The following is a 19,832-nucleotide window of genomic DNA, read 5'->3' on the forward strand; positions in this document are numbered from 1 at the left end:
TTTTGGGTCAGTAAGTTGTATCGTCATGCTACTGAGATTCACATGACCGTCCTGTAGCTTGACTTGCAGAGCGGTTTTTTTGATAGGAAAAAGGATGCTTGCAGGCTGAAACTTGGCTTGTTTATGCCAGATAGTGTAATCTGGAGATCAGGTACATAAGGATTTTGCATAGATCAGAAAGTGACGATGCATTCGTAAAAATGCTAAAGCAACACTCTACTTTGAACGAGAAGGGATCGGGATGATTCGATGACGCAAAAAATCTATTATGACTCTGCATACACACGGGAGTGGCATACACAAATTACAGGCAGTGTGGACAAAGAAGACGGTGTATATGTCACGCTGGCGGAGACGGCTTTTTACCCCCATGGAGGTGGACAGCCTTGTGATCTGGGACAGATCGGTGGCATTACCGTGCTGGATGTGATTAGTGAAGACGGTGAGGTACTACATAAGCTGGAGCGTGCGCTGGAACAGAATGACGTGGATTGCCAAATTGATTGGCAGCGCAGATTCGATCATATGCAGCAGCATAGCGGGCAGCATTTGCTGTCGGCTATTACGCTGAAGCTGGCAGATGCGATGACGCTCAGTTTTCATCTGGGGACAGATTATATCTCGATTGATGTGGCTGCAGCCGAACTGGGAGCGAACCAACTGGCTGCAATTGAATTGGAGGCCAATCAGCAGATTTACCGGAATGCCAGAATCAGCAGTTCCTGGGTCACTGCGGAAGAAGCAGCACGACTGCCACTGGTGAAACTGCCTTCCGTAACCGAAGATATTCGCATCGTAGAGATCGAGGGTGTGGAATATAACGCTTGCGGAGGAACACATGTGTCAGCCACAGGTGAGATCGGGATCATTAAACTGTTGAAAACCGAGAAAATGAAGGGCAGCACCCGAATCTATTTTAAATGCGGATACCGGGCACTGAACGAGTTCAACACTGTACAAAGCGTGCTGAGCGGAATTTCGGCCAAATTGAAGACCAGTAGGGACGAGCTGGCGGATCGAATCGACAAAATGGATGCAGAACAAAAGCAGCTGCAAGCCGAGCTGAACACTGTGAAAGCCTCCAATGACGCTTATTATGCGCAAGAGCTTTTATCTGCACGGGAAGGACTGGTCATTGCTCAAATCTTTGAGGACAAATCGCTCAAGGATATGCAGAGTCTGGCGACCAAGCTGACATCGGAACATGAGGGACTTGTACTCTTTGCGAGCATCTCGGAGGCCAAAGTTGTTCTGGCACAGAACGGACAGCCGCCGGAGTGGGCTTGTGGACCTTTCTTCAAGGGCAATCTCGGAGCCTACCAGGGCAAAGGCGGCGGCAGCGACAAGATGGCTCAGGCGGGCTTTGCCAGCAGTGAAGATGCAATCGCATTTTATGAATTTACGAAGGACCAACTGGGACATCACTAATCTACGACTTTTCGCTAATCGATATGGATTGGGCTAAGTGGATCGTAAGGTGGAATCAACAGTAGAGGAGGTGCCCACAGATGACAGAACGCATTCCGTGCATACGTGAGGGGTGCCCAAATACGATTTTGCCAGCAACAGCTGCCAGAACAGGCGGGTACTGCATGCCTTGCAAGCAGGAGATAGAGCGCGAGGCACATCGTAAATACATTGAAGCCAATCGGCGTGACGTGAACTTGTATGAGGGAATGACAGACCCTGTGGAGATTCTAAAAATCATGCATACCCGCCAGGTTCATGATCCGTTAATCTGTTATGTTGCATACGAGCATTCCAAAGAAGAAGTATATCTGTCCTTGTCTGCGGAGCAGCAAGCGCTCATGATCGACTATGCGATGCAGGTCATTCGTGCAGGGGATGATGATACAGGTAAAGATATTCTGGTATATCTGGTTTGTTACCATGATCTTTCGTTGTCTGCACAGATTCCGGAGCTGATGGAGCGCGAAATCTACTACCCTGTCATTTTGTGTAAGAGTGCCTCTGCCGAAGTACGTGATCAACTCCTACAGCAGGTGAACACTGGTGATGAGAATCGGAACAATCTATTGCTCATGCTCGCCTATATTGGAGATGAGGTTGTCGTATGTCAGTTCCAGCAATGGAGGCAGTCTCCGCCTCGCTGGGCAGATCAGCTGCATGTTGCACCAGAGCGCTATACAACCGAAGCCGGTTGGGAGTTGACGAATGAAGGCCAGCGCAGGGATTTATTCATCACCCCAAGTTATTCACTCTATAAAGTAAAAGAGAATGAAAGTGCTGACGACACATCAATCAGCGCTCCGATCTCGGTGCTGTTGACCCGTGCCGATAACTGTGAGTGGTGTGGCGGTTTGTTAACGACCTTAATTGATCTGGATGTACAGCATCCAGCACTGAAGGACGTTGCTTGGAACAGTGAGCGGCTTCAAGTGCAGACTTGCGTGATATGCAGTTGTTATGGTGTCGTTTATATGGAGATGGATTCAGCAGGTGAACCGTGCTGGAGTGCCCATAATATGATGCCCGTGGGAGCGGATGATCTTGACCCGGATGACTATGCTCAGCTTGCACCGGATGCAGGTCGGCAGTTCCGGATTGCGACTGCACCACGTCAGGCGTTCCATGCCAGTGAGTGGGCGATGGAGCCTTCTTCTTCCCAGATTGGGGGCCATCCCGGATGGGTTCAGGACGCGGAGTATCCGAATTGCCCATGCTGTTCTTCGAGCATGAGGGCCGTTGGTCAACTGGACTGGAGCGAGGTTGAGGAGTATGGGGATGGCATGTATTACATGTTCGTTTGCGAGCCGTGCCAGATGACGGCGGTATCTTATCAACAGTCCTGATGAAGGAAGCAACGATCTGTTTATTTCATAGAAGCGATTTAGGTGTAATGACAGCAGCATACCCAATAGGGGCTATCCCATATGACTTAAACATGATGGGAAGCCCCTTTCGTATGATTAGGTCAACCATATGCTGGTTGGCCTTTTTCTCTAACGTTTAGAGTTCTGCGGATGCCTGTGTCAGAAGGCCAGCCAGCCACTCATAGTCTGGCGTATCTTTTTCCTTGATCTTGATTGTTTTGCGTTCCGCAGGGCCTTCAAATATCCCATCTGGCAGATCAAGCCCGGTTGCATTGAAGATCGTGAAGGATACTGCCGGCTTGGACGGGGAGATGACCGCCGCGTATTTGCCGTTTTTCAGAAAATGAGGTTTCTTGTATTGCACACGTTCTTGTACTTCAGGAATGGACTCATGTACCAACTCTCGCAGTTTACTTGCAACCTGGGCTTGCCAGGGAACCGGGATCTGTTCGATAAATTCAGTGACCTCTGCATTCATATTCATGCTTGTCCACCCTCCACATTGATCTGATTGTGTGCTTCCCATTCCGGTCTTAGAATTCCCATCAATAAGCGATCATAGCGCTTGCCGTCACGATATACAGCTGATCTGGCGCGACCTTCCAGCTGAAAGCCGACTTTCTCATAGGCACGGATGCCTTTTGCATTATAGGCGATGACATCCAGACCTACCCGGTCTAGATTCAATTCATGGAAGGCATATCGCAAAATGAGATTCAACGCTTCCGTTCCATACCCCTTGTTGCGATGCTCTGCGAGTCCAATACCAATGGCAAGCTGTCCGCAGCGGTTGTTCCATTCAATGCTGTGAATGACAACGAATCCGATCAGTTGTTCATCCTCAAGCGTTCGAAGCCGGAAGTAAACTTCCTTGTCCTTTGTCTCACCTTCATCTTCAAGCTGCTTTTCCGAAAAAGGGATGGCAATGTCCGTATCCACATTTCGCAAATATTCGGGATCTTCATTCCATTGCAGCATGGTTTGTACATCTTCTGTACGGGGCGGAGTCATTTTCAACCGTTTGCTATAAAACAGATTTTCAGTTGTTAGTGTCATGCTGGTCTCCTTTGAATAAATTAAGTTCGCTTCACCTCAAAACGACAATTAGCTATATGAATACTCCGCAATATTCTTCGCTCCTTTTGGTTTCAGATAGCCTCACTATAATGGAAATTTCAGGGCATCACAATAGACATTTTGTTCGTGTTCTTGAACCTGTTGTCAGAAAACCTGTCATGGTAGTACTATATAAATAATAGACATGTATTCAGTGATACACACACAACAATATTGTCGGCAGGAGTGGTAGATATGGAGATCAAAGTAGATGATTTGAGCGGTCATCAAGTCATTGGATTAATTGCAGAACATTTGCAGGGCATGGCAGCAGATTCGCCGCCGGAAAGTATTCACGCCCTGGATCTGGATGGATTGAAGAAACCGGAGATTACATTCTGGTGCGCATGGGAAGCGGAGGAGCTGCTGGGCTGCGGTGCCATGAAAGAATTGAACTCGGAGCATGCAGAGTTGAAATCCATGCGTACAGCATCGGCTCATCTGAGAAAAGGCGTGGCGAAACAAATTCTTGCCCATATTGTCGAGGTTGCCAAGAATCGGGGTTATAAACGAATCAGTCTGGAGACAGGTTCGATGGATTCTTTTATCCCGGCGCGGAAGCTGTATGAGGACTTTGGATTTGTTTACTGTGAGCCATTTGCAGAATATAGTTTGGACCCGAACAGTGCTTTTATGACAAAGGAATTATAAATCGAATGATAGATATATAGGCATAACGGCATAACGGGAATACCAGATAACCAGCATTCTGTTGTATGCAGACCGCTGGTTTTTTTGCGTGTAACGATTGTTTTGCGAAGTGGTGGACTGCAACAAATCATACATATTGGAGAGCGCAAGGAGAGTAGAATGTATTTAAATGAATGAGTTGGAAGCATACCGATTGGCTCGTATCATTGTGGGGTATAGAACATAAGTCATGTGAGCATAGGCATGGGATGAATTGGCCGTACGGAACTGCTGGGCTGAGGCATGCACAATAGGGTATACTGGACATTATGTTTATGTAAAAATGAAACAGGAAATGAAGACGTTTTTTACATCAGGAGGATTGGAATTGGCTCAGACAGAAGGAACATTGCAGAAGAAACTTAAACCAAGACATATTAGCTTTATGGCTATGGGTGGTGTCATTGGAACCGGAATTTTCAAAGGAAGCGCCGAAACGATTGGACTCGCAGGTCCGGGAGTCATTGTAACGTACATCTTTGCAGGATTGTTGCTGCTGGTAGTCATGGCTGCGATGGCAGAGATGGCTACAGTGTACAAGAACAAGAACATGAAAGATTTTGTGCAGGAAGCATTTGGTAGCAGGGTATCCTTTATTATGGGATGGATGTACTGTTTCCTCTGGTTATCGGTATGTGTGATTGAGGTGATTGCCGCAGGGAGTTTTTTGCAGTACTGGTTCACGGAAGTGCCGCTGTGGATGCTTAGTCTGACGTGTGCGGTGTTTATAATATTGATTAATCTGTTAAGTGTAGGCGTATTTGGGGAATTTGAATTTTGGTTGGCAGGCATTAAAATCGCCATGATTATTATTTTTATTTTCCTCGGTGCTGGTCTGATCTTCGGGATCATTCCAAGTGACAACACGCCTTATCTGCAAAATTACACGCAAGCAGGCGGTTTCTTCCCTAATGGATGGTCATCAATCTTCTCGGCATTGTTGGTCGTCATGTTCTCTTATGGAGGTTCAGAGTTGATTGGTTTGACACTGACCGAGACGGAAAATGCGGACAAGGTGATGCCCAAAATTGTGGGGAACTTCATGCTGAGAATTATTTTGTTCTTCACGCTGCCGATTCTCATCATCTGTGGCCTCATTCCGTGGAATGAGTTGGGTCCAGAGAGCAGTCCCTTTGTACAGGTGCTGGCTTCCACGGGACTCCCAGGTGCAGCGCATATTATGAACTTTATTTTGGTAACCGCCGTTCTGTCTGCTGCGAATTCAGGCATTTACGGTGCGTCCCGTATGATGCACTCCATGGCGGTAGGTGGTGAAGCTCCCAAGGCATTATCTCAAACGAATCGCAACGGCAGTCCGGTAAATACACTTCTGGTATGTGCTGTGATTCTGCTTGGTGGCTCCATGTTGGGACTATTCGCACAAGATCAGCTCTTCCGCGTGTTACTGGCGGTTCCGGGGTTTGTCGTGATGCTCGTGTGGATATGTATTGCCACCTCACAGCTGAAGCTGCGCAAGAGCTATCCGGTACAACCTTCATTTAAGGTTTGGGGATTTCCTTATATCACCGGGGCAGCAGTGCTGTGTCTTGGGGTGATTGCCGTCATGTTCGTGTTTGATGAAAGCAACCGTTTCAGCATCAGTATCTGTTTATCTGTACTCGCTGTGCTGATTATTTGGTCCCTGATCCGATTCAGGAAAACGAATGGACGGGCATAAAATGAAGTTATAATAAAATGAATTCAATTAAAAAAATAAAAGGCCGCTCTTGTTGAGCGGCCTTTTTGCGTAAATAACACCATATCGTTATTTACCTGTTATCTTTCTTTCCTGCGATCCACGCTCAATACCGTTTGCTAGAGTTATGAATCGTAACGGTAACAGATCGCTTTGCCTTCACTACTTTCGGAACTGAATTCCGGGTCTTCTACAAAACCGAAACGTTCGTATAGTCGGATCGCGTTAACCATTTGGCCGCCTGTATATAAATACACCGTATTTTTACCCATGTCTTTGGCCGATTCAACACATTGTTGAAGCAGCTTTCTGGCGATGCCATGACCTCTCCACTTGGGATCAACGCCCAACAGCCGAATAAACGGATAATCAATAGGCAGCTCGAAGGTCGGATAGGCCTTATGCGCGGTCTCGAACAATTGGACTGTTCCAACAATCTGATTATCTATTTTGGCAATCCATAATTGCTTGATGTAAGGATTAGTCGGCGATTCTCGAATATCCTTCAAATAATTTTCCCATTGTTCCTGGGGTTGGAACGTGTCCCGGTACTCGGAGTAACTTTCAATGAGAATATCTACAATTTCTTCATAATCTGCTTCTGTAGCGGGATGAATCGTTACTGCCGTTGTCATCTCAAGTTCTCCTTCTGATCTTGGTTTAATAAGAGATATAGTTGACTTGAATTGTATCACACCTGAGGGTACTTGATTAATTCAAATATTCTATATATGACTCATGAAATTCTATGAGTTGGTCTATCCGAACAAGCACATTCAAGGTTCGCACGGTTAAGGCTCATTATAGGCGATTGAGCTGTGTGGAATACAAATTATTGCGATATTCGGTAGGAGTATTGCCCTCGTATTGTTTGAACATGCGCAGGAATAGTTTGTAATCGGAAAAACCGCATTGTCCAGCAATTTCTTTTACACTGGCATTGGTATTGAGCAGCATCTGCTTGGCCCGGCGAATCCGTTCCGTGAGGATATAGGTTTTGAGGCCAATGCCTTTCTCACGTTTTACCATTTTGGAGATGTAGTCCTTGTTAAAATTAAAAGTCTCGGCAATCTTGCCAACCGTAATGTCGGTATGCAGATGAATATCCACCCATTTGCAGATGTGGTCAACGATCGCATTGTGCGGTCGATAACCCGCCTGTGTGTTGCGTTCCAGTTCTTTGAGCAGCAGCAGCAATGCCGCAACCGCTTCTTCTGGAGAGAACGATGAACTATGGAGCAGCTGCTTGAACAGCTGATTAGCCATGGACGGAACCTGAATGGTTGCATGGGTGGGATACTGGTCGAACTCTTTCTCATTCGAATCATAATGAACCCAGTAAAAGCTGACGGGAGCATCGCTGAACTGATAACCATAATGGGTGCGGCCAGCTCTCAGAAATAGCAGATCATTTGCACGAACTACGTATTGCTCGTCCTCCTCCGCAATGTACAGCTCACCTTCTAGCATCAAAATGACCTCGTGAACAGGCATGCTGCGCTTCATGTGGCTCCAATTGCCTTCGGATATGAACTTGCCGCACAGGTAATGCTCCAATGGTTTGTGCATAGGACGGATTTCTCCACCTTTTCTTGGATTATGAGTCTGATGTAGTTGTATTTTATTTGATAATATGAGGATATTCAAGGCCTGTATTAAGAAAGATCGTAAGGGATACATGAATCGCAGCACGGATTTTAACCCTTTGTACATCCATATAAGTACTTCTAAATATCCAACTACATATCGAGAGGAGAAAGCAGAAATGATTGAAACTAAAAAAGGATTTCTGGGACCTGAGCATGTCAATCTGTTAAATGGCGTTTTTCAAACGTCACAGGAAGTTGGAGAAAAGTATTTGTTATCCCTGGACATTGACCGTTTTCTGGCACCATGTTTTGAGGCCCACGGGTTACCTGCCAAAAAGGAATGGTACGCGGGATGGGAGGCACGCTCGATCAGCGGGCATTCTCTTGGACACTATCTGTCTGCCCTGGCTGTGACCTATCAGGCGACAGGCAATGAAACGCTAAAGCAAACACTGGATTATGCCGTCAGCGAGCTTGCATCCATTCAACGGCATACAGGCAGCGGGTATATCGGCGGATTATCCGAAGAAGCTTTCCACATTGCATTTCGGGCAGAGCATATTGGCGGTTTCAACATCGGGGAATACTGGGTGCCTTGGTACAGCGTGCACAAAATCTATCGCGGACTAATTGACGCCTACAAACTAACGGGTAATCAGCAAGCCCTTGAGGTGGTAATACGGTTTGCTGATTGGGCGGTAGACGGTCTGAGCCCGATGACCGAAGAACAAATGCAGATTATGCTTCAATGTGAGCACGGTGGCATGAACGAAGTATTTGCACATTTGTATGGCATCACGGGGAAGCAAGTATATCTTGAAATAGCCAACAAATTCACACATCAAATCATCCTTGAACCGTTGGAACACCAGCAGGACGATCTTCAGGGCAAACATGCCAATACGCAGATTCCAAAAGTCATCGGTGCAGCCGAAATCTACAATCAGGACCATACTCATGAGAGTTACCGGACAGCGGCGGAGTTTTTCTGGGACACCACGATTCATCACCGTTCTTATGTATTTGGCGCAACGAGCATTTCGGAGCACTATGAAGCGAAAGGCATGGAGAGTCTGGGCATCAAAACCGGGGAAAGCTGCTGTACCCACAACATGATGCATCTGACGAAGCAGCTCTACACCTGGAACCCCGACAGTGCCTATATGGACTATTATGAAAATGCGATCTACAACCACATCCTGGGCACACAGGACCCGAATACAGGGAACAAAACGTATTTTGCATCCACACTGCAAGGCCACTACAAAATTTACGGTGCGCACGATACCGCCTGGTGGTGCTGTACAGGATCTGGCATGGAGAACCCGGGCAAATACGCCGAGGCGATCTATTTCGAGGATGAACAGGATCTGTACGTCAACCTGTATATCGCTTCCCAATTGGACTGGAGATCCCAAGGCATATCGCTGAAGCTCGAAACCGACTTTCCATATTCGGAAAAGGGTACCCTTACGATCACCGAAGGCAGCGCCTCGGCCAATCTTAGATTACGTGTGCCGTCATGGCTGCAGGAGCCAATGACGGCAATAGTCAACGGGGATACGGCCCATCCGTATACCCGGATGGAACCCGGATACCTCAACATCGACCGCACATGGACCGCTGGCGATGTCATCACCATCACGCTGCCGATGTCGCTTCACCAATACACGTCCCGGGATGATGCACATAAGGTGGCGTTCCTGTATGGCCCGATTGTACTGGCAGGGGCTTTGGGAAGCGAAGGATTGCCCGAGGATACCATCGTGGACGAAACCGCTCTGAATCCCAAAACAGCCCCTGTACCTGTGATCTGGACGGAACAGGAGGATGTGCGTGAGTGGATTAAAGTCGTGGACGCAAGTACGCTGACGTTTGAAATCAGCAAGGAGGTCACCTCGGACGGCAAGCCGGTGAAGCTGATCCCGTTCTATGATGTGCATCATGAGTTCTATACGGTTTATTGGCCGTTTAACGATGAAGGGGATGCGCTGGAGAAGGAATTGAACGATATCACCATCGACAGGGTACAGCCTGACGGTCAGCAGGATGAGATTGGACATCATCTGGACAGTAATTGCCGTGCAGAACATCATAACGGTTCGTATACAGACAGCCGTAACAAGCTGCATATGTGGCGGGAAGCTTTTGGTGTCAGCGGGTCTTACTTCAGCTACCAGCTGGCGGTGGATGGTTCCGCACCGAACTATCTATGCGTTGCATACTGGGGAGGAGATCATTCTCCTTTTGAACGGGAAGGTACGCTGTATGAGAAAGTATTTAGTATCGCCGTCGATGGAAATGTGGTCGGAGAACAGCGGATTCATATGAACAAGATCGGCGAAGTATTCTATGTTACCTATGATATTCCTGAGACGATTACGTCAGGCAAAGACGTCGTTCGGGTTGCATTTCAGGCATTGGACGACAACGGCTGTGCCGGGAAAGTCGTGGAGGTACGTACAACGCGCAGCAAACCGGAGTCCATCTTTTCTTAAATGAGGTATGGTATGAAAATGGGCAAACACAATGGTATATTAAAAGCAAAATGCTCGTTAGGTAAAAGAGGAGGTTGAAAGTGTGGCCAAACCGGATAATAAAGGCATCTATACTTTTCAGGATTGGCTGACCTGGGAGGGTGCATGGGAATTAATCAACGCGAAAGCCTATAGCACGTCTCCAGCACCCACCTCATTAAACCAGTTTATTGTGGGTGAGCTGCACTTCTCCTTACGTACTTTTTTTCAGAATCGGAAATGTTTTGTATTTGTGCCCCTTTTGATGTGTATTTCAGTGAAAATGAACAGTATGACGTAGCTGACCATGTTGTACAACCGGATCTGTCGGTGGTTTGCTCTAAAGACCAAATATCCAAAAACGGCTGTCACGGTGCGCCGTCTCTAATCATAGAAGTGCTGTCTCCTTCAACTGCGCTGAAGGATTTTAACGAGAAGTTTAATCTGTATCAGAAATATGGTGTGAATGAATACTGGATTGTTGACCCTGGCAATCAGACCGTCCATGTGTATACATTGGAAGAAGGCAGTTACCAGACCGTCATCTGTACACGGAGCAAGAAATGATTCAATCGGTGTTATATCCGGAACTGGAGATTCCGCTTCGGAATTTATTCAAACTGAATTAGAATATCATAGATTTGCTCTAAGCAGTTTAACGAAGAACTAAATTCATCATCACTCCGGCGCTGGCGTCGGGGTGTTTTGTTTTTTTATCGAATAAGCCCTATATAAAAAATGACACGCACTGCAAATTTCCACGTATTACCTGATAACATTTCTTTTTCCGCCACCGATTGTTCAAGGGCACCAGCTCGTTTTCCAGAGGTTACAAAATCTTATCCACGTTGTCCCTCTAAAGATGAGATGGGATAAGCCCATGCCACGTATATTATGAGTATCCATATTAATCCACCCGAATGCGGCAACATCATGTACAATGATAGAAATATGCAATTGGAAATATCAACCTGTAGATCCGACATATAGCGCGAAAGGAGGTCTGATGATTTACATGATGAAGTACATAAAACTGCTGGGGCTGATCTTCGGCATTGTCGTCATGAACGTTCTATTATTCTCGCCAGGATTCATCGGGCTGAATTTTGATGGGGGTGCTTTTACGACAGCACTCTCGGTCACGTTCTTGTTCGGAAGTGCTCTTGCTCTCTTTTATGGAAGTTATACCTTGTTGTTCAGACAGCCTGTAGTCTTGCCTGTGAAGAATATCGAAACCCATGAAGATTATGTGGAAGCGTTATCCTTTTATCGACGCATTAAAGTGCTTGAGGAAGATATAACACTGGGATTATCCCAACTGAGCCGCATGAAGAAAAAGAAAGAAACCCTCCTGAACGTGTTGAATCAGCGATTTGATCCGGGGGAACTGAGCTACAAGAAATTTGCTTCGGTCACCCTCGAAGTGGAGAAGCTGTTATACCTCAACATCCGAAGCGTGCTGAACCGACTCAATGTGTTCGATGAAGCGGAGTACGCCAGCCTGATGAAGTCCAAATCCGCTACACTTCCCCAGAAGCTTTTTCAGGAAAAGACCAAAGTATATAACGACTATCTCAGTTACGTGAAAAATTCGCTTCATAGCAATGAGGAAATTCTTTTGAAGCTTGACCAGCTAATGCTGGAAATCTCCCGCCTGGACAGCTTTGAAGCTGGAAATATCGAACAGATGCCTTGTATGCAGGAAATTGACCAATTAATCAAGCACACCAAATTATACAGACAGTGAGGGGTTGCCTTATGGCGAAGAAGGGAAAGTTTTTTTTCATATCGATCTTGATGCTGGTGCTCGTGTTCGGCCTCGTATATGCAGGCATTACACTGACGTCGAACGTTGGTAAATCCAGTACACAGGTGACGACAGAGAATGCAGGCAAAGAATTAGGCAAGCTGTATGCGGACATTGCTCCTGCAACAGCTGAACCTGTGAAGGGACAGATCGATCTCGATCCGGTCGATGTGGCAGAGTCCTTACCGGACATCTCCAAATTCCCGATCACGGTCGAGAATACAACCAATGATTATGTAGAGATATTCTCTTCCATCGAAAAGGCGGGAACCGGGGCAGACGGCTGGTTAACCGAAGTAACCGAAGAGTTCAACAAGGCTAACATTATCGTTGGCGGCAAACAGGTTTCGGTGAAATTACGCAATATCGCATCAGGTACGGCGACCGATTATATCAAGTCTGGTAAGTATGTGCCTGATGCGTTTACTCCCTCGAATGAGTTATGGGGCGAGATGGTGGCCGCGAGCGGTGTAAAGACCGATCTTGTATCCAAAAGACTGGTGGGGAACGTTCCCGGTATCGTCATCTCCAAAGCCAAGTATGATGCACTGGTCGACACATACGGCTCGGTGAATGTAAAAACCGTGACCGAAGCGATTGCGAACAATGAGCTCGCGATGGGGTACACTGATCCGTTTGCCAGCTCCACGGGGCTAAATTTTCTCGTGACAGCACTCAACACATATGATAGCTCCAATCCGCTCGGTGAGAAAGCCATTGAGGGTTTTGAGAAGTTCCAGGCGAACGTACCGTTTACGGCTTCTACAACCATTCAGATGCGTGAAGCAGCCAAATCAGGGCGTCTGGACGCATTTGTACTGGAATATCAGACTTACGTAAACACTGCAGATCTGGAAAGCGGATACGTCTTTACACCTTTTGGCGTAAGACATGACAGCCCGCTGTATGCACTGGGGCAATTGCCACAGAACAAGCAGGAGATCATCAAGAAGTATGCGGAATTCGTAACCCAAGCGAAGTATCAGCAATCGGCTGAGGAATTCGGCTTCAACGGTTTGCAGGATTACAAATCCGAATTGAATACAGTGGATGGTGGCACCCTGTTATCCGCTCAGAAAGTATGGAAAGAGAAAAAGAATGGCAGCAAACCCATCGCAGCCGTATTCGTCACCGACGTGTCCGGAAGCATGGACGGGGAACCGCTAAACCGTCTCAAGGAATCCTTGCGCAAAGGCCAGAAGTTCCTGGGCACAGACAATAGTATTGGCCTCGTCTCCTACTCTAGTGGCGTAACCGTGAACCTGCCGATTGCCAAGTATGATACAAATCAGCAGTCCATGTTTGTCGGTACGGTGGATAGCTTGCAAGCAGGTGGCGGTACGGCAACCTTCGATGGCATCGTTGTGGCGATGAAGATGCTGGAAGATTACATGGCTACCAATCCAAATGTGAAACCGCTGATCTTTGTCCTCAGTGATGGGGAGACCAACGAAGGTCATACTCTGAAGGATATTCGTGATCTGGTCGAGACGTACAAAGTGCCAATCTACACGATTGGTTACAACGCGGACATCAAAGCTTTGGAGAGCATCTCCAGCATTAATGAAGCGGCGAGCATTAACGCGGATACCGACGATGTGGTGTACAAAATCGGTAACCTGTTCAACGTGCAGATGTAATACGGTTGCTGCACTCAAAGTGACCTAGTGTAAGTTCATTATTTTAATTATATAGCACGTAATTTGAGGGGGAACTTGGATGTCGTTTTCGATGGAGATACCTAGCCAGAAGGAAATTCAGAAGGTGATTGAGGAAGAAATAAAGCCTGTACCTGCCGAGGTGGCAGAGCTGCAGCAAGTGGCGGATGCCAACGTGGAGATGATCATGACACTGGATCTCGAATCGCTGGAGAAACGCAAAGAGATCTTGCAATCTATTGACGGCTTTGGCATGAACACGATGAGATCCTCTTCCGAGAAAAACGCGTTGCTTCAAGTCTCCGTTGGACATCTGTCCAAGACGGGAGATGAGGGCGGTCAGGTCGCCAAAGGCTTGACTGAGCTGCATATGCAGCTGAAGGATCTCGACCCAAGCGTGGTCGATTTTGCCAAAACCGGATTCCTCGGCAAATTGTTCAATCCGCTGCGGGCCTATTTCCTCAAATACCAGAAGGCTGACGCGGTCATCGCTGACATCGTGACGTCGCTGGACAAAGGCAGAGCAACCTTGAGAAATGACAACACCACACTGGAGATTGAACAGCAAAATTTACGGGAACTCACCAAACGACTGCAAAAGGAAATTCAGCTGGGTGTACTAATGGATGAGTCGATTGATGCACAGATCGAAGCCGCCAAAGTCCGCAACGAGGACCCGGAGAAAGTTCGTTTTATCACGGAAGAAGTGCTGTTCCCGCTCCGTCAGCGGGTCATGGATTTGCAGCAAATGCTTGTGGTGAACCAGCAGGGCATCATGGCAATTGAAGTCGTCATCCGCAACAACAAGGAACTGATCCGCGGTGTGGATCGGGCCAAAAATGTAACGATCTCGGCATTGAAAATTGCCGTCACCGTCGCAAGTGCACTTTACAACCAGAAGATTGTGTTGCAGAAAATTGAACTGCTCAACCGGACGACCAATGATCTGATCGCAGGTACGTCCAAAATGCTGAAAGATCAGGGCATTGCCATTCAAAAGCAAGCTTACGATGCCAGCATTTCAGTGGATACGATGAAGCAGGCGTTCACCGATGTACTTTCTGCGCTTGACTCGATCAGTGTCTATAAGCAGGAGGCGCTGCCGCGGATGCGGGAGACCATTAACCAGTTCCGTGAACTGGCCGATACCGGGGAGCAACAGATTCAGCGGTTGGAGAAAGGACAGAAGCTGGGGTTATAATTTTAACTTTCATAAACAAAAAATTGCGACCGTTCCTTGTTAAGCACTTGGGAATGGTCGCTTTTGGTATTCTTTAAGAATAGCTTTGTTCTTGAAATTCCCTTCACTAAACTCATTTTAGGTTAGACTGGACAACCATATTGCCCGGTTTGAAATTAATGATTTTAAATAACTCATCTGCCATATACGCGGGACTGTGCTCGAATTCCTGCCGAATCCATTCAATAATCATGCCAAAGATCGCATGGGACTGGTAACTTGCCAGCAGCTCACGGTTAATGTGAGACGGAAATATTTCGTTCAGATCCTGAAGGGCAAGGTCACGCAGAACATCGCAGATCATCTGTTGGAAATTGGAGGAGGCCTCCGACTTCACAACCAGAGTGTAAAATTGTGCATGCTGATGCACATGTTCAAATATTTTGATTGCAGAAGAGGGCATATGACTTACTTCAAATATTTCTTTATCCAGATAAGGTTCGCGATAGGAGAAGACCAGATCCTTGATCACGTCATCAATCATTTCATTGAAGAGGTCTTCCTTGTATTGATAATGTCTGTAAAAGGTACCTCGATTCAGATCGGCCAGCTGTACGATATCGGTAATGGATATTTCCTTAAACGACTGCTTTTGCATTAATTGGATGAGAGCATCCTTCAGCGCCGCTTTGGATTTTTTGATTCTTCGATCCATGGAATTTGGAAGTTCGGTCATATACAGTACTCCTCGTAAATGGATATTTTAAGATAAAGTACATTCTGAATGAGAAGTGTTGATTAACGTACAATTGGGCAAGCTTTTACTGATTGAACAAGATTGCTATGACTTATTATACTAAGGATAAGAGTTAATGAACATTTGTTTGTTAACTTATTGTAAACGAATACATGGAGGATGATACAATATGAGACTTCAAGATAAAGTAGCTGTAGTCACAGGTGCAGGTTCCGGCATGGGTAAAGCAATTGCAACACTGTATGCACAAGAGGGTGCAAAGGTGGTTGTATCGGATATCAATGAAGCTTCAGCGCAGGCGGTTGCGGAGGATATCAAGGCAAAAGGTGGAGAAGCGACGTTTGTGGTTGCGAATGTGGCGAAGGAAGAGGATATTCAGAATCTGATCGATACGACGGTTAACACTTATGGAACAGTGGACATCCTGGTCAATAATGCAGGCATTATGGACAGTATGGAACCAGCTGGCGACATTGTGGATGACAAGTGGGAACGGATCTTTGCAATCAACACCACAAGTGTAATGCGTGCTACCCGCAAAGTACTGCCAATCTTCCTGGAAAAACAAAAAGGCGTTATCGTTAACATCGCTTCAGCAGGCGGATTGCATGGTGCACGTGCAGGAGCGGCCTACACAGCTTCCAAACATGCGGTCGTGGGATTCACGAAGAATACAGGCTTCATGTATGCTCAGCAAGGTATTCGCTGTAACGCGATTGCTCCGGGCGGGGTTGAAACCAATATCGCTTCTACAATGACAAACATTAATCACTTCGGTGCGAGCAGACAACAGCTGGGAATGGCGATCAATCCGCGTTCAGGTAAAAGTGAAGAGATAGCACAGGTAGCCCTGTTCCTCGGTTCGGATGAATCCAGCTTCGTGAACGGAACAGTCGTAACAGCAGATGCAGGGTGGAGCTCCTACTAATCTATCGTTTAGGGCAGAAACGGAGATAATAGGGAAGATGTCATCATACGTCTTGCTTGTATCTGTTCTGCTTGTGAGCGAAGTGTCTGAAATATGCAAAGAAGCTCATACCAGGTGTATGGGCTTCTTTTGTCGTTCACAACAGGCAAGAATGTGGGACATCAAGGCAGTAGGACAAACGTTTGCACAGGCATGTCTACGCATTCCCAGATAACGTAAAGAGGGACGAATCCCGAACAATTAAGCGGTGCGGGATAATAACCGGATTTTGAGGCAGATGTTCACCATGCAAAATTTTCAACAATACCTGAACCGCAGTATAACCTAGCTGATAAGTTCCGATATCAATGGAACTGAGCGGCGGGGAAGCAAGCTCCGATAAGGCGATATTATTAAAACTCACAACACTTATATCTTCAGGAACGTTATATCCCAGTTCGGCCAGAGCACGAAGCACTCCGAAGGCAACATTGTCGTCGATGACAACGAGGGCGGTTGGTCTGTCCGGCAGCGACATGAACAGGGACATCGCCCGGAAGCCGCTTTCCTGCAGGAATTCTCCTTCCACGATCCAGTCATTGTTAGCATCAAGACCCGCTTCTTTAAGTGCATTATTATATCCCCGCAAGCGATCATGAGACAACGTCAAATCCGGTGGTCCGCTAACAAATCCAATTCGTTTATGTCCTTGGGCAATCAGATGTGTAGTTGCATCGAATGCCGTTTGTATATTGTTATTGTCCACCATCGGTGCATCGGGATGCGTTTCGCTGCGGCCAATCAGTACAAAGGGGAACTTTTCCGCCTCCAAAAATGAAATAATCGGGTCTTCCCGTTTGGAGCCAAGCAGCAAAATACCATCCACACGTCGCCCATGCACCAGGCGGGATATGGCATTCAATTCATCGCTGGAAGACGTTTCGGTGGAGAGAAGAAGTTCATAATTCATGCGGGTGGCATGCGTAATGATTCCCCGAAGCAATTCTCCGAAAAAGTAGTTCTGAAACAGCTCTTCAGCAGGTCGGGGCAGCATGATACCCAGGGTATGAGTCGTTTTGGAAACAAGGCTTTTGGCCATCATATTTGGATGATAATTTAGTTCTTTCATGATTTGTTTCACTTTGAGTGACGTTTCCGAACTGATTCTGGGATGGTTGGAAATAACCCGTGAGACCGTAGAAGGGGATACACCCGCCAATTTGGCAATATCTTTGATTGTAATCATGTGAAAAATCCCTTCTGTACAAGCATTTCAACATGTCTCCTATGTTAATTCAAAGACTTTGATAAATCAATTGCTAACTGCACCTTGAGGAAGAAGACGCAGCAAAATAAAGGAAGAAGGCGGGAGATCAAGGAAATCAGAAATTACAGGGACATATGCCGCCGAAATGAAGGAAAATGAGCAAAAATGACTTGTGCAAACGTTTGTGCAAATAAAGTTAGCTATTGTATGATGTGATTGTTATTATAGCGCTTACATGACTTGAATCAACATACATCTAAGAAAATTCATCCCGATTACATAAGGATTGGACCAGTCTGAGGTTAATATGAGCAAACGTTTGTATTACGTTCGAACGGATAGATGCCGAACTTCAGAATACAGGAACAGTACACAGAAAAACGGGTGAAAAGCGCAAGTACAGCATCGATCATGACTACGAAAAGGGGGAATTTCAATGAGAAAATGGCAGCAAGCAGCACTTGCAGGATTCATGGCACTCACACTTACCGCATGTTCAAGCGGAGGTGGAGGCGCTGCGCCAACCACAACAGACAGCGGTGAGACTGGTGAAACAACAGTGACCGCGGAAAATATTCAGCCAGAAGAGGGCGCAAGCCTTGTCATATGGGAGGATAAAAATCAGCGGAGCTTTATCGAGGAGCGAGCGAAGAAATTTGAAGAGGAGTACGGCGTCTCTGTAAAGATCGAGGAATTGCCGCCGACCGATCAGGTGACCAAGCTGACAACGGACGGACCCGCGGGATTGGCTGCGGATGTAGTCGTTTTCCCGCATGACAAGATTGGCAGCGCTTCAGAAGCCGGACTGATCTTGCCGAACGATATTTTTGAGCAACAGACCACACAATCATCCAGTGACAATGCGGTTAAAGCCGTAACCTTCAAAGACATCTTATACGGCTATCCCTACAGCGTAGAAACTTATGCATTGTTCTATAACAAAAAGCTTTATCCCGAAGCACCGAAATCATTTGATGACATTATTAGCTTTGCCAAAACCTTTAATGACACCAAAAACAACAAGTACACCCTGATGTGGGAGCTCCAGCAGTTCTATTACAACTTCGCTTATCTGGCTTCCCAAGGTGGATATATCTTTGGCGATGAAGGCATGAACAGCGAGGATATTGGCCTCAACAATGAAGGAGCCATCAAGGGCGGTCAGTTCTTGCAAACGCTGAAATCGGAAGTACTGCCTGTGAAAATGGGCGATGTGAACTATGACATTAAGAAAGGTCTCTTTTCAAGCGGAAAACTGGCTATGGATATCAACGGACCTTGGTCCATCGCCGATTATCGCAATGCCGGTATTGACTTCGGTGTTGCTCCACTCCCGGCGATTGAAGGCAAACCGATGACTTCCTTCTCTGGAGTCAAGGCATATTACGTCAATGCATTCACAACCTATCCGAATGCTGCCAAGCTGTTTGCGGCATATCTCTCCAGTGCCGAATCTCAGATGGTCAACTTTGAGATGAACGGAACTCTCCCGGCCAATAAAGACGTTGCGGCAGATCCGAAGATTCAGGGGGATGAGATTACAAAGGCATTCCTTGAGCAATTCAACAACTCCACTCCAATGCCTTCGCTTCCTGCCATGGACAGCGTTTGGGGTCCCATCAGCGCGGCAATTACCGACATATGGGATGGAGGCAAGGATGTAAAAACCTCTCTGGATAACGCAGTCAACCAAGTCAAGGAGAGCCTTGCAACTGTCCAATAAATAAAAAAAGAGCAGGTGCAGAGGATGCCAACACTTCCTCTGCACTCTGCTATAACTGATCGGTAACTTCGCTTGCCGGGAAGGAGTAGGAA

At 46.7% G+C, this 19,832-nt stretch carries 18 protein-coding genes; 12 read left to right on the top strand and 6 right to left on the bottom strand.

The window, feature by feature from the left end; genetic code table 11:
• Positions 1-249: 249 nt before the first annotated feature.
• Both QP794_RS14195 and QP794_RS14200 read left to right on the top strand, forming a co-directional pair.
• The gene (locus QP794_RS14195; protein ID WP_285077568.1) at positions 250-1,428 is read left to right on the top strand and encodes an alanyl-tRNA editing protein; all 1,179 of its coding nucleotides are present in this window, start codon (positions 250-252) and stop codon (positions 1,426-1,428) included.
• Positions 1,429-1,508: 80 nt separating this feature from the next.
• A complete protein-coding gene (locus QP794_RS14200; RefSeq protein ID WP_285077570.1) occupies positions 1,509-2,813 on the top strand; it encodes a DUF1963 domain-containing protein in 1,305 nt (434 codons plus the stop codon).
• A gap of 157 nt (positions 2,814-2,970) precedes the next feature.
• On the opposite strand, the gene QP794_RS14205 is transcribed toward QP794_RS14200, so the two are convergent.
• Together QP794_RS14205 and QP794_RS14210 are read right to left on the bottom strand one after the other, a co-directional pair.
• Complete coding sequence (locus tag QP794_RS14205; protein WP_285078025.1) at positions 2,971-3,312, bottom strand: DUF1801 domain-containing protein; 342 nt, start codon at positions 3,310-3,312, stop codon at positions 2,971-2,973.
• Between the two features lie 2 nt (positions 3,313-3,314).
• On the bottom strand, positions 3,315-3,890 hold the full coding sequence (locus QP794_RS14210; protein ID WP_179132839.1) for a GNAT family N-acetyltransferase: 576 nt from the start codon (positions 3,888-3,890) through the stop codon (positions 3,315-3,317).
• Between the two features lie 255 nt (positions 3,891-4,145).
• Between QP794_RS14210 and QP794_RS14215 the strand changes: the two genes are divergently transcribed.
• Together QP794_RS14215 and QP794_RS14220 are read left to right on the top strand one after the other, a co-directional pair.
• On the top strand, positions 4,146-4,601 hold the full coding sequence (locus tag QP794_RS14215) for a GNAT family N-acetyltransferase (protein ID WP_285077572.1): 456 nt from the start codon (positions 4,146-4,148) through the stop codon (positions 4,599-4,601).
• 367 nt (positions 4,602-4,968) lie between these two features.
• Complete coding sequence (locus QP794_RS14220; RefSeq protein ID WP_285077574.1) at positions 4,969-6,318, top strand: amino acid permease; 1,350 nt, start codon at positions 4,969-4,971, stop codon at positions 6,316-6,318.
• A gap of 143 nt (positions 6,319-6,461) precedes the next feature.
• On the opposite strand, the gene QP794_RS14225 is transcribed toward QP794_RS14220, so the two are convergent.
• Positions 6,462-6,971 (bottom strand): GNAT family N-acetyltransferase, encoded by a 510-nt coding sequence (locus QP794_RS14225; RefSeq protein WP_285077576.1) that lies wholly within the window; start codon positions 6,969-6,971, stop codon positions 6,462-6,464.
• 166 nt (positions 6,972-7,137) lie between these two features.
• Positions 7,138-7,905, bottom strand: a complete 768-nt coding sequence (locus QP794_RS14230) for a helix-turn-helix transcriptional regulator (protein WP_285077577.1) — start codon at positions 7,903-7,905, stop codon at positions 7,138-7,140.
• Between the two features lie 196 nt (positions 7,906-8,101).
• On the opposite strand from QP794_RS14230, the gene QP794_RS14235 reads away from it, so the two are divergent.
• The 6 genes from QP794_RS14235 to QP794_RS14255 all read left to right on the top strand — a co-directional run bounded on the left by QP794_RS14235 (position 8,102) and on the right by QP794_RS14255 (position 15,107).
• Positions 8,102-10,423, top strand: coding sequence for a beta-L-arabinofuranosidase domain-containing protein (locus QP794_RS14235; RefSeq protein ID WP_285077579.1), 2,322 nt, complete (start codon positions 8,102-8,104; stop codon positions 10,421-10,423).
• Positions 10,424-10,505: 82 nt separating this feature from the next.
• A complete protein-coding gene (locus QP794_RS33165; RefSeq protein ID WP_350338869.1) occupies positions 10,506-10,742 on the top strand; it encodes a hypothetical protein in 237 nt (78 codons plus the stop codon).
• Positions 10,709-11,008: a Uma2 family endonuclease gene (locus QP794_RS33170; RefSeq protein ID WP_350338870.1), complete on the top strand. Its 300-nt coding sequence runs from the start codon at positions 10,709-10,711 to the stop codon at positions 11,006-11,008. The genes QP794_RS33165 and QP794_RS33170 overlap by 34 nt, the downstream gene beginning before the upstream one ends.
• A gap of 448 nt (positions 11,009-11,456) precedes the next feature.
• Positions 11,457-12,188, top strand: a complete 732-nt coding sequence (locus QP794_RS14245) for a hypothetical protein (protein WP_285077581.1) — start codon at positions 11,457-11,459, stop codon at positions 12,186-12,188.
• An 11-nt stretch (positions 12,189-12,199) separates the two neighbouring features.
• A complete protein-coding gene (locus QP794_RS14250; RefSeq protein WP_285077583.1) occupies positions 12,200-13,888 on the top strand; it encodes a vWA domain-containing protein in 1,689 nt (562 codons plus the stop codon).
• A 79-nt stretch (positions 13,889-13,967) separates the two neighbouring features.
• Positions 13,968-15,107 carry a toxic anion resistance protein gene (locus QP794_RS14255; RefSeq protein ID WP_024628952.1) on the top strand — a complete coding sequence of 380 codons (1,140 nt, stop codon included), beginning with the start codon at positions 13,968-13,970 and terminating at the stop codon, positions 15,105-15,107.
• 112 nt (positions 15,108-15,219) lie between these two features.
• Here QP794_RS14255 and QP794_RS14260 read toward each other — a convergent pair whose 3' ends face one another.
• Positions 15,220-15,822 (bottom strand): TetR/AcrR family transcriptional regulator, encoded by a 603-nt coding sequence (locus QP794_RS14260; RefSeq protein ID WP_285077588.1) that lies wholly within the window; start codon positions 15,820-15,822, stop codon positions 15,220-15,222.
• A 190-nt stretch (positions 15,823-16,012) separates the two neighbouring features.
• Here QP794_RS14260 and QP794_RS14265 point away from each other — a divergent pair, with 190 nt between their 5' ends.
• Positions 16,013-16,771 carry an SDR family oxidoreductase gene (locus tag QP794_RS14265; RefSeq protein ID WP_079349979.1) on the top strand — a complete coding sequence of 253 codons (759 nt, stop codon included), beginning with the start codon at positions 16,013-16,015 and terminating at the stop codon, positions 16,769-16,771.
• A 196-nt stretch (positions 16,772-16,967) separates the two neighbouring features.
• On the opposite strand, the gene QP794_RS14270 is transcribed toward QP794_RS14265, so the two are convergent.
• On the bottom strand, positions 16,968-17,996 hold the full coding sequence (locus QP794_RS14270; RefSeq protein WP_079349978.1) for a LacI family DNA-binding transcriptional regulator: 1,029 nt from the start codon (positions 17,994-17,996) through the stop codon (positions 16,968-16,970).
• A gap of 457 nt (positions 17,997-18,453) precedes the next feature.
• Between QP794_RS14270 and QP794_RS14275 the strand changes: the two genes are divergently transcribed.
• Positions 18,454-19,740, top strand: coding sequence for a sugar ABC transporter substrate-binding protein (locus QP794_RS14275; RefSeq protein WP_285077592.1), 1,287 nt, complete (start codon positions 18,454-18,456; stop codon positions 19,738-19,740).
• Positions 19,741-19,832: the final 92 nt, after the last annotated feature.

The sequence above is a fragment of the Paenibacillus sp. UMB7766-LJ446 genome (assembly GCF_030226665.1).
Classification (GTDB): domain Bacteria; phylum Bacillota; class Bacilli; order Paenibacillales; family Paenibacillaceae; genus Paenibacillus; species Paenibacillus vandeheii.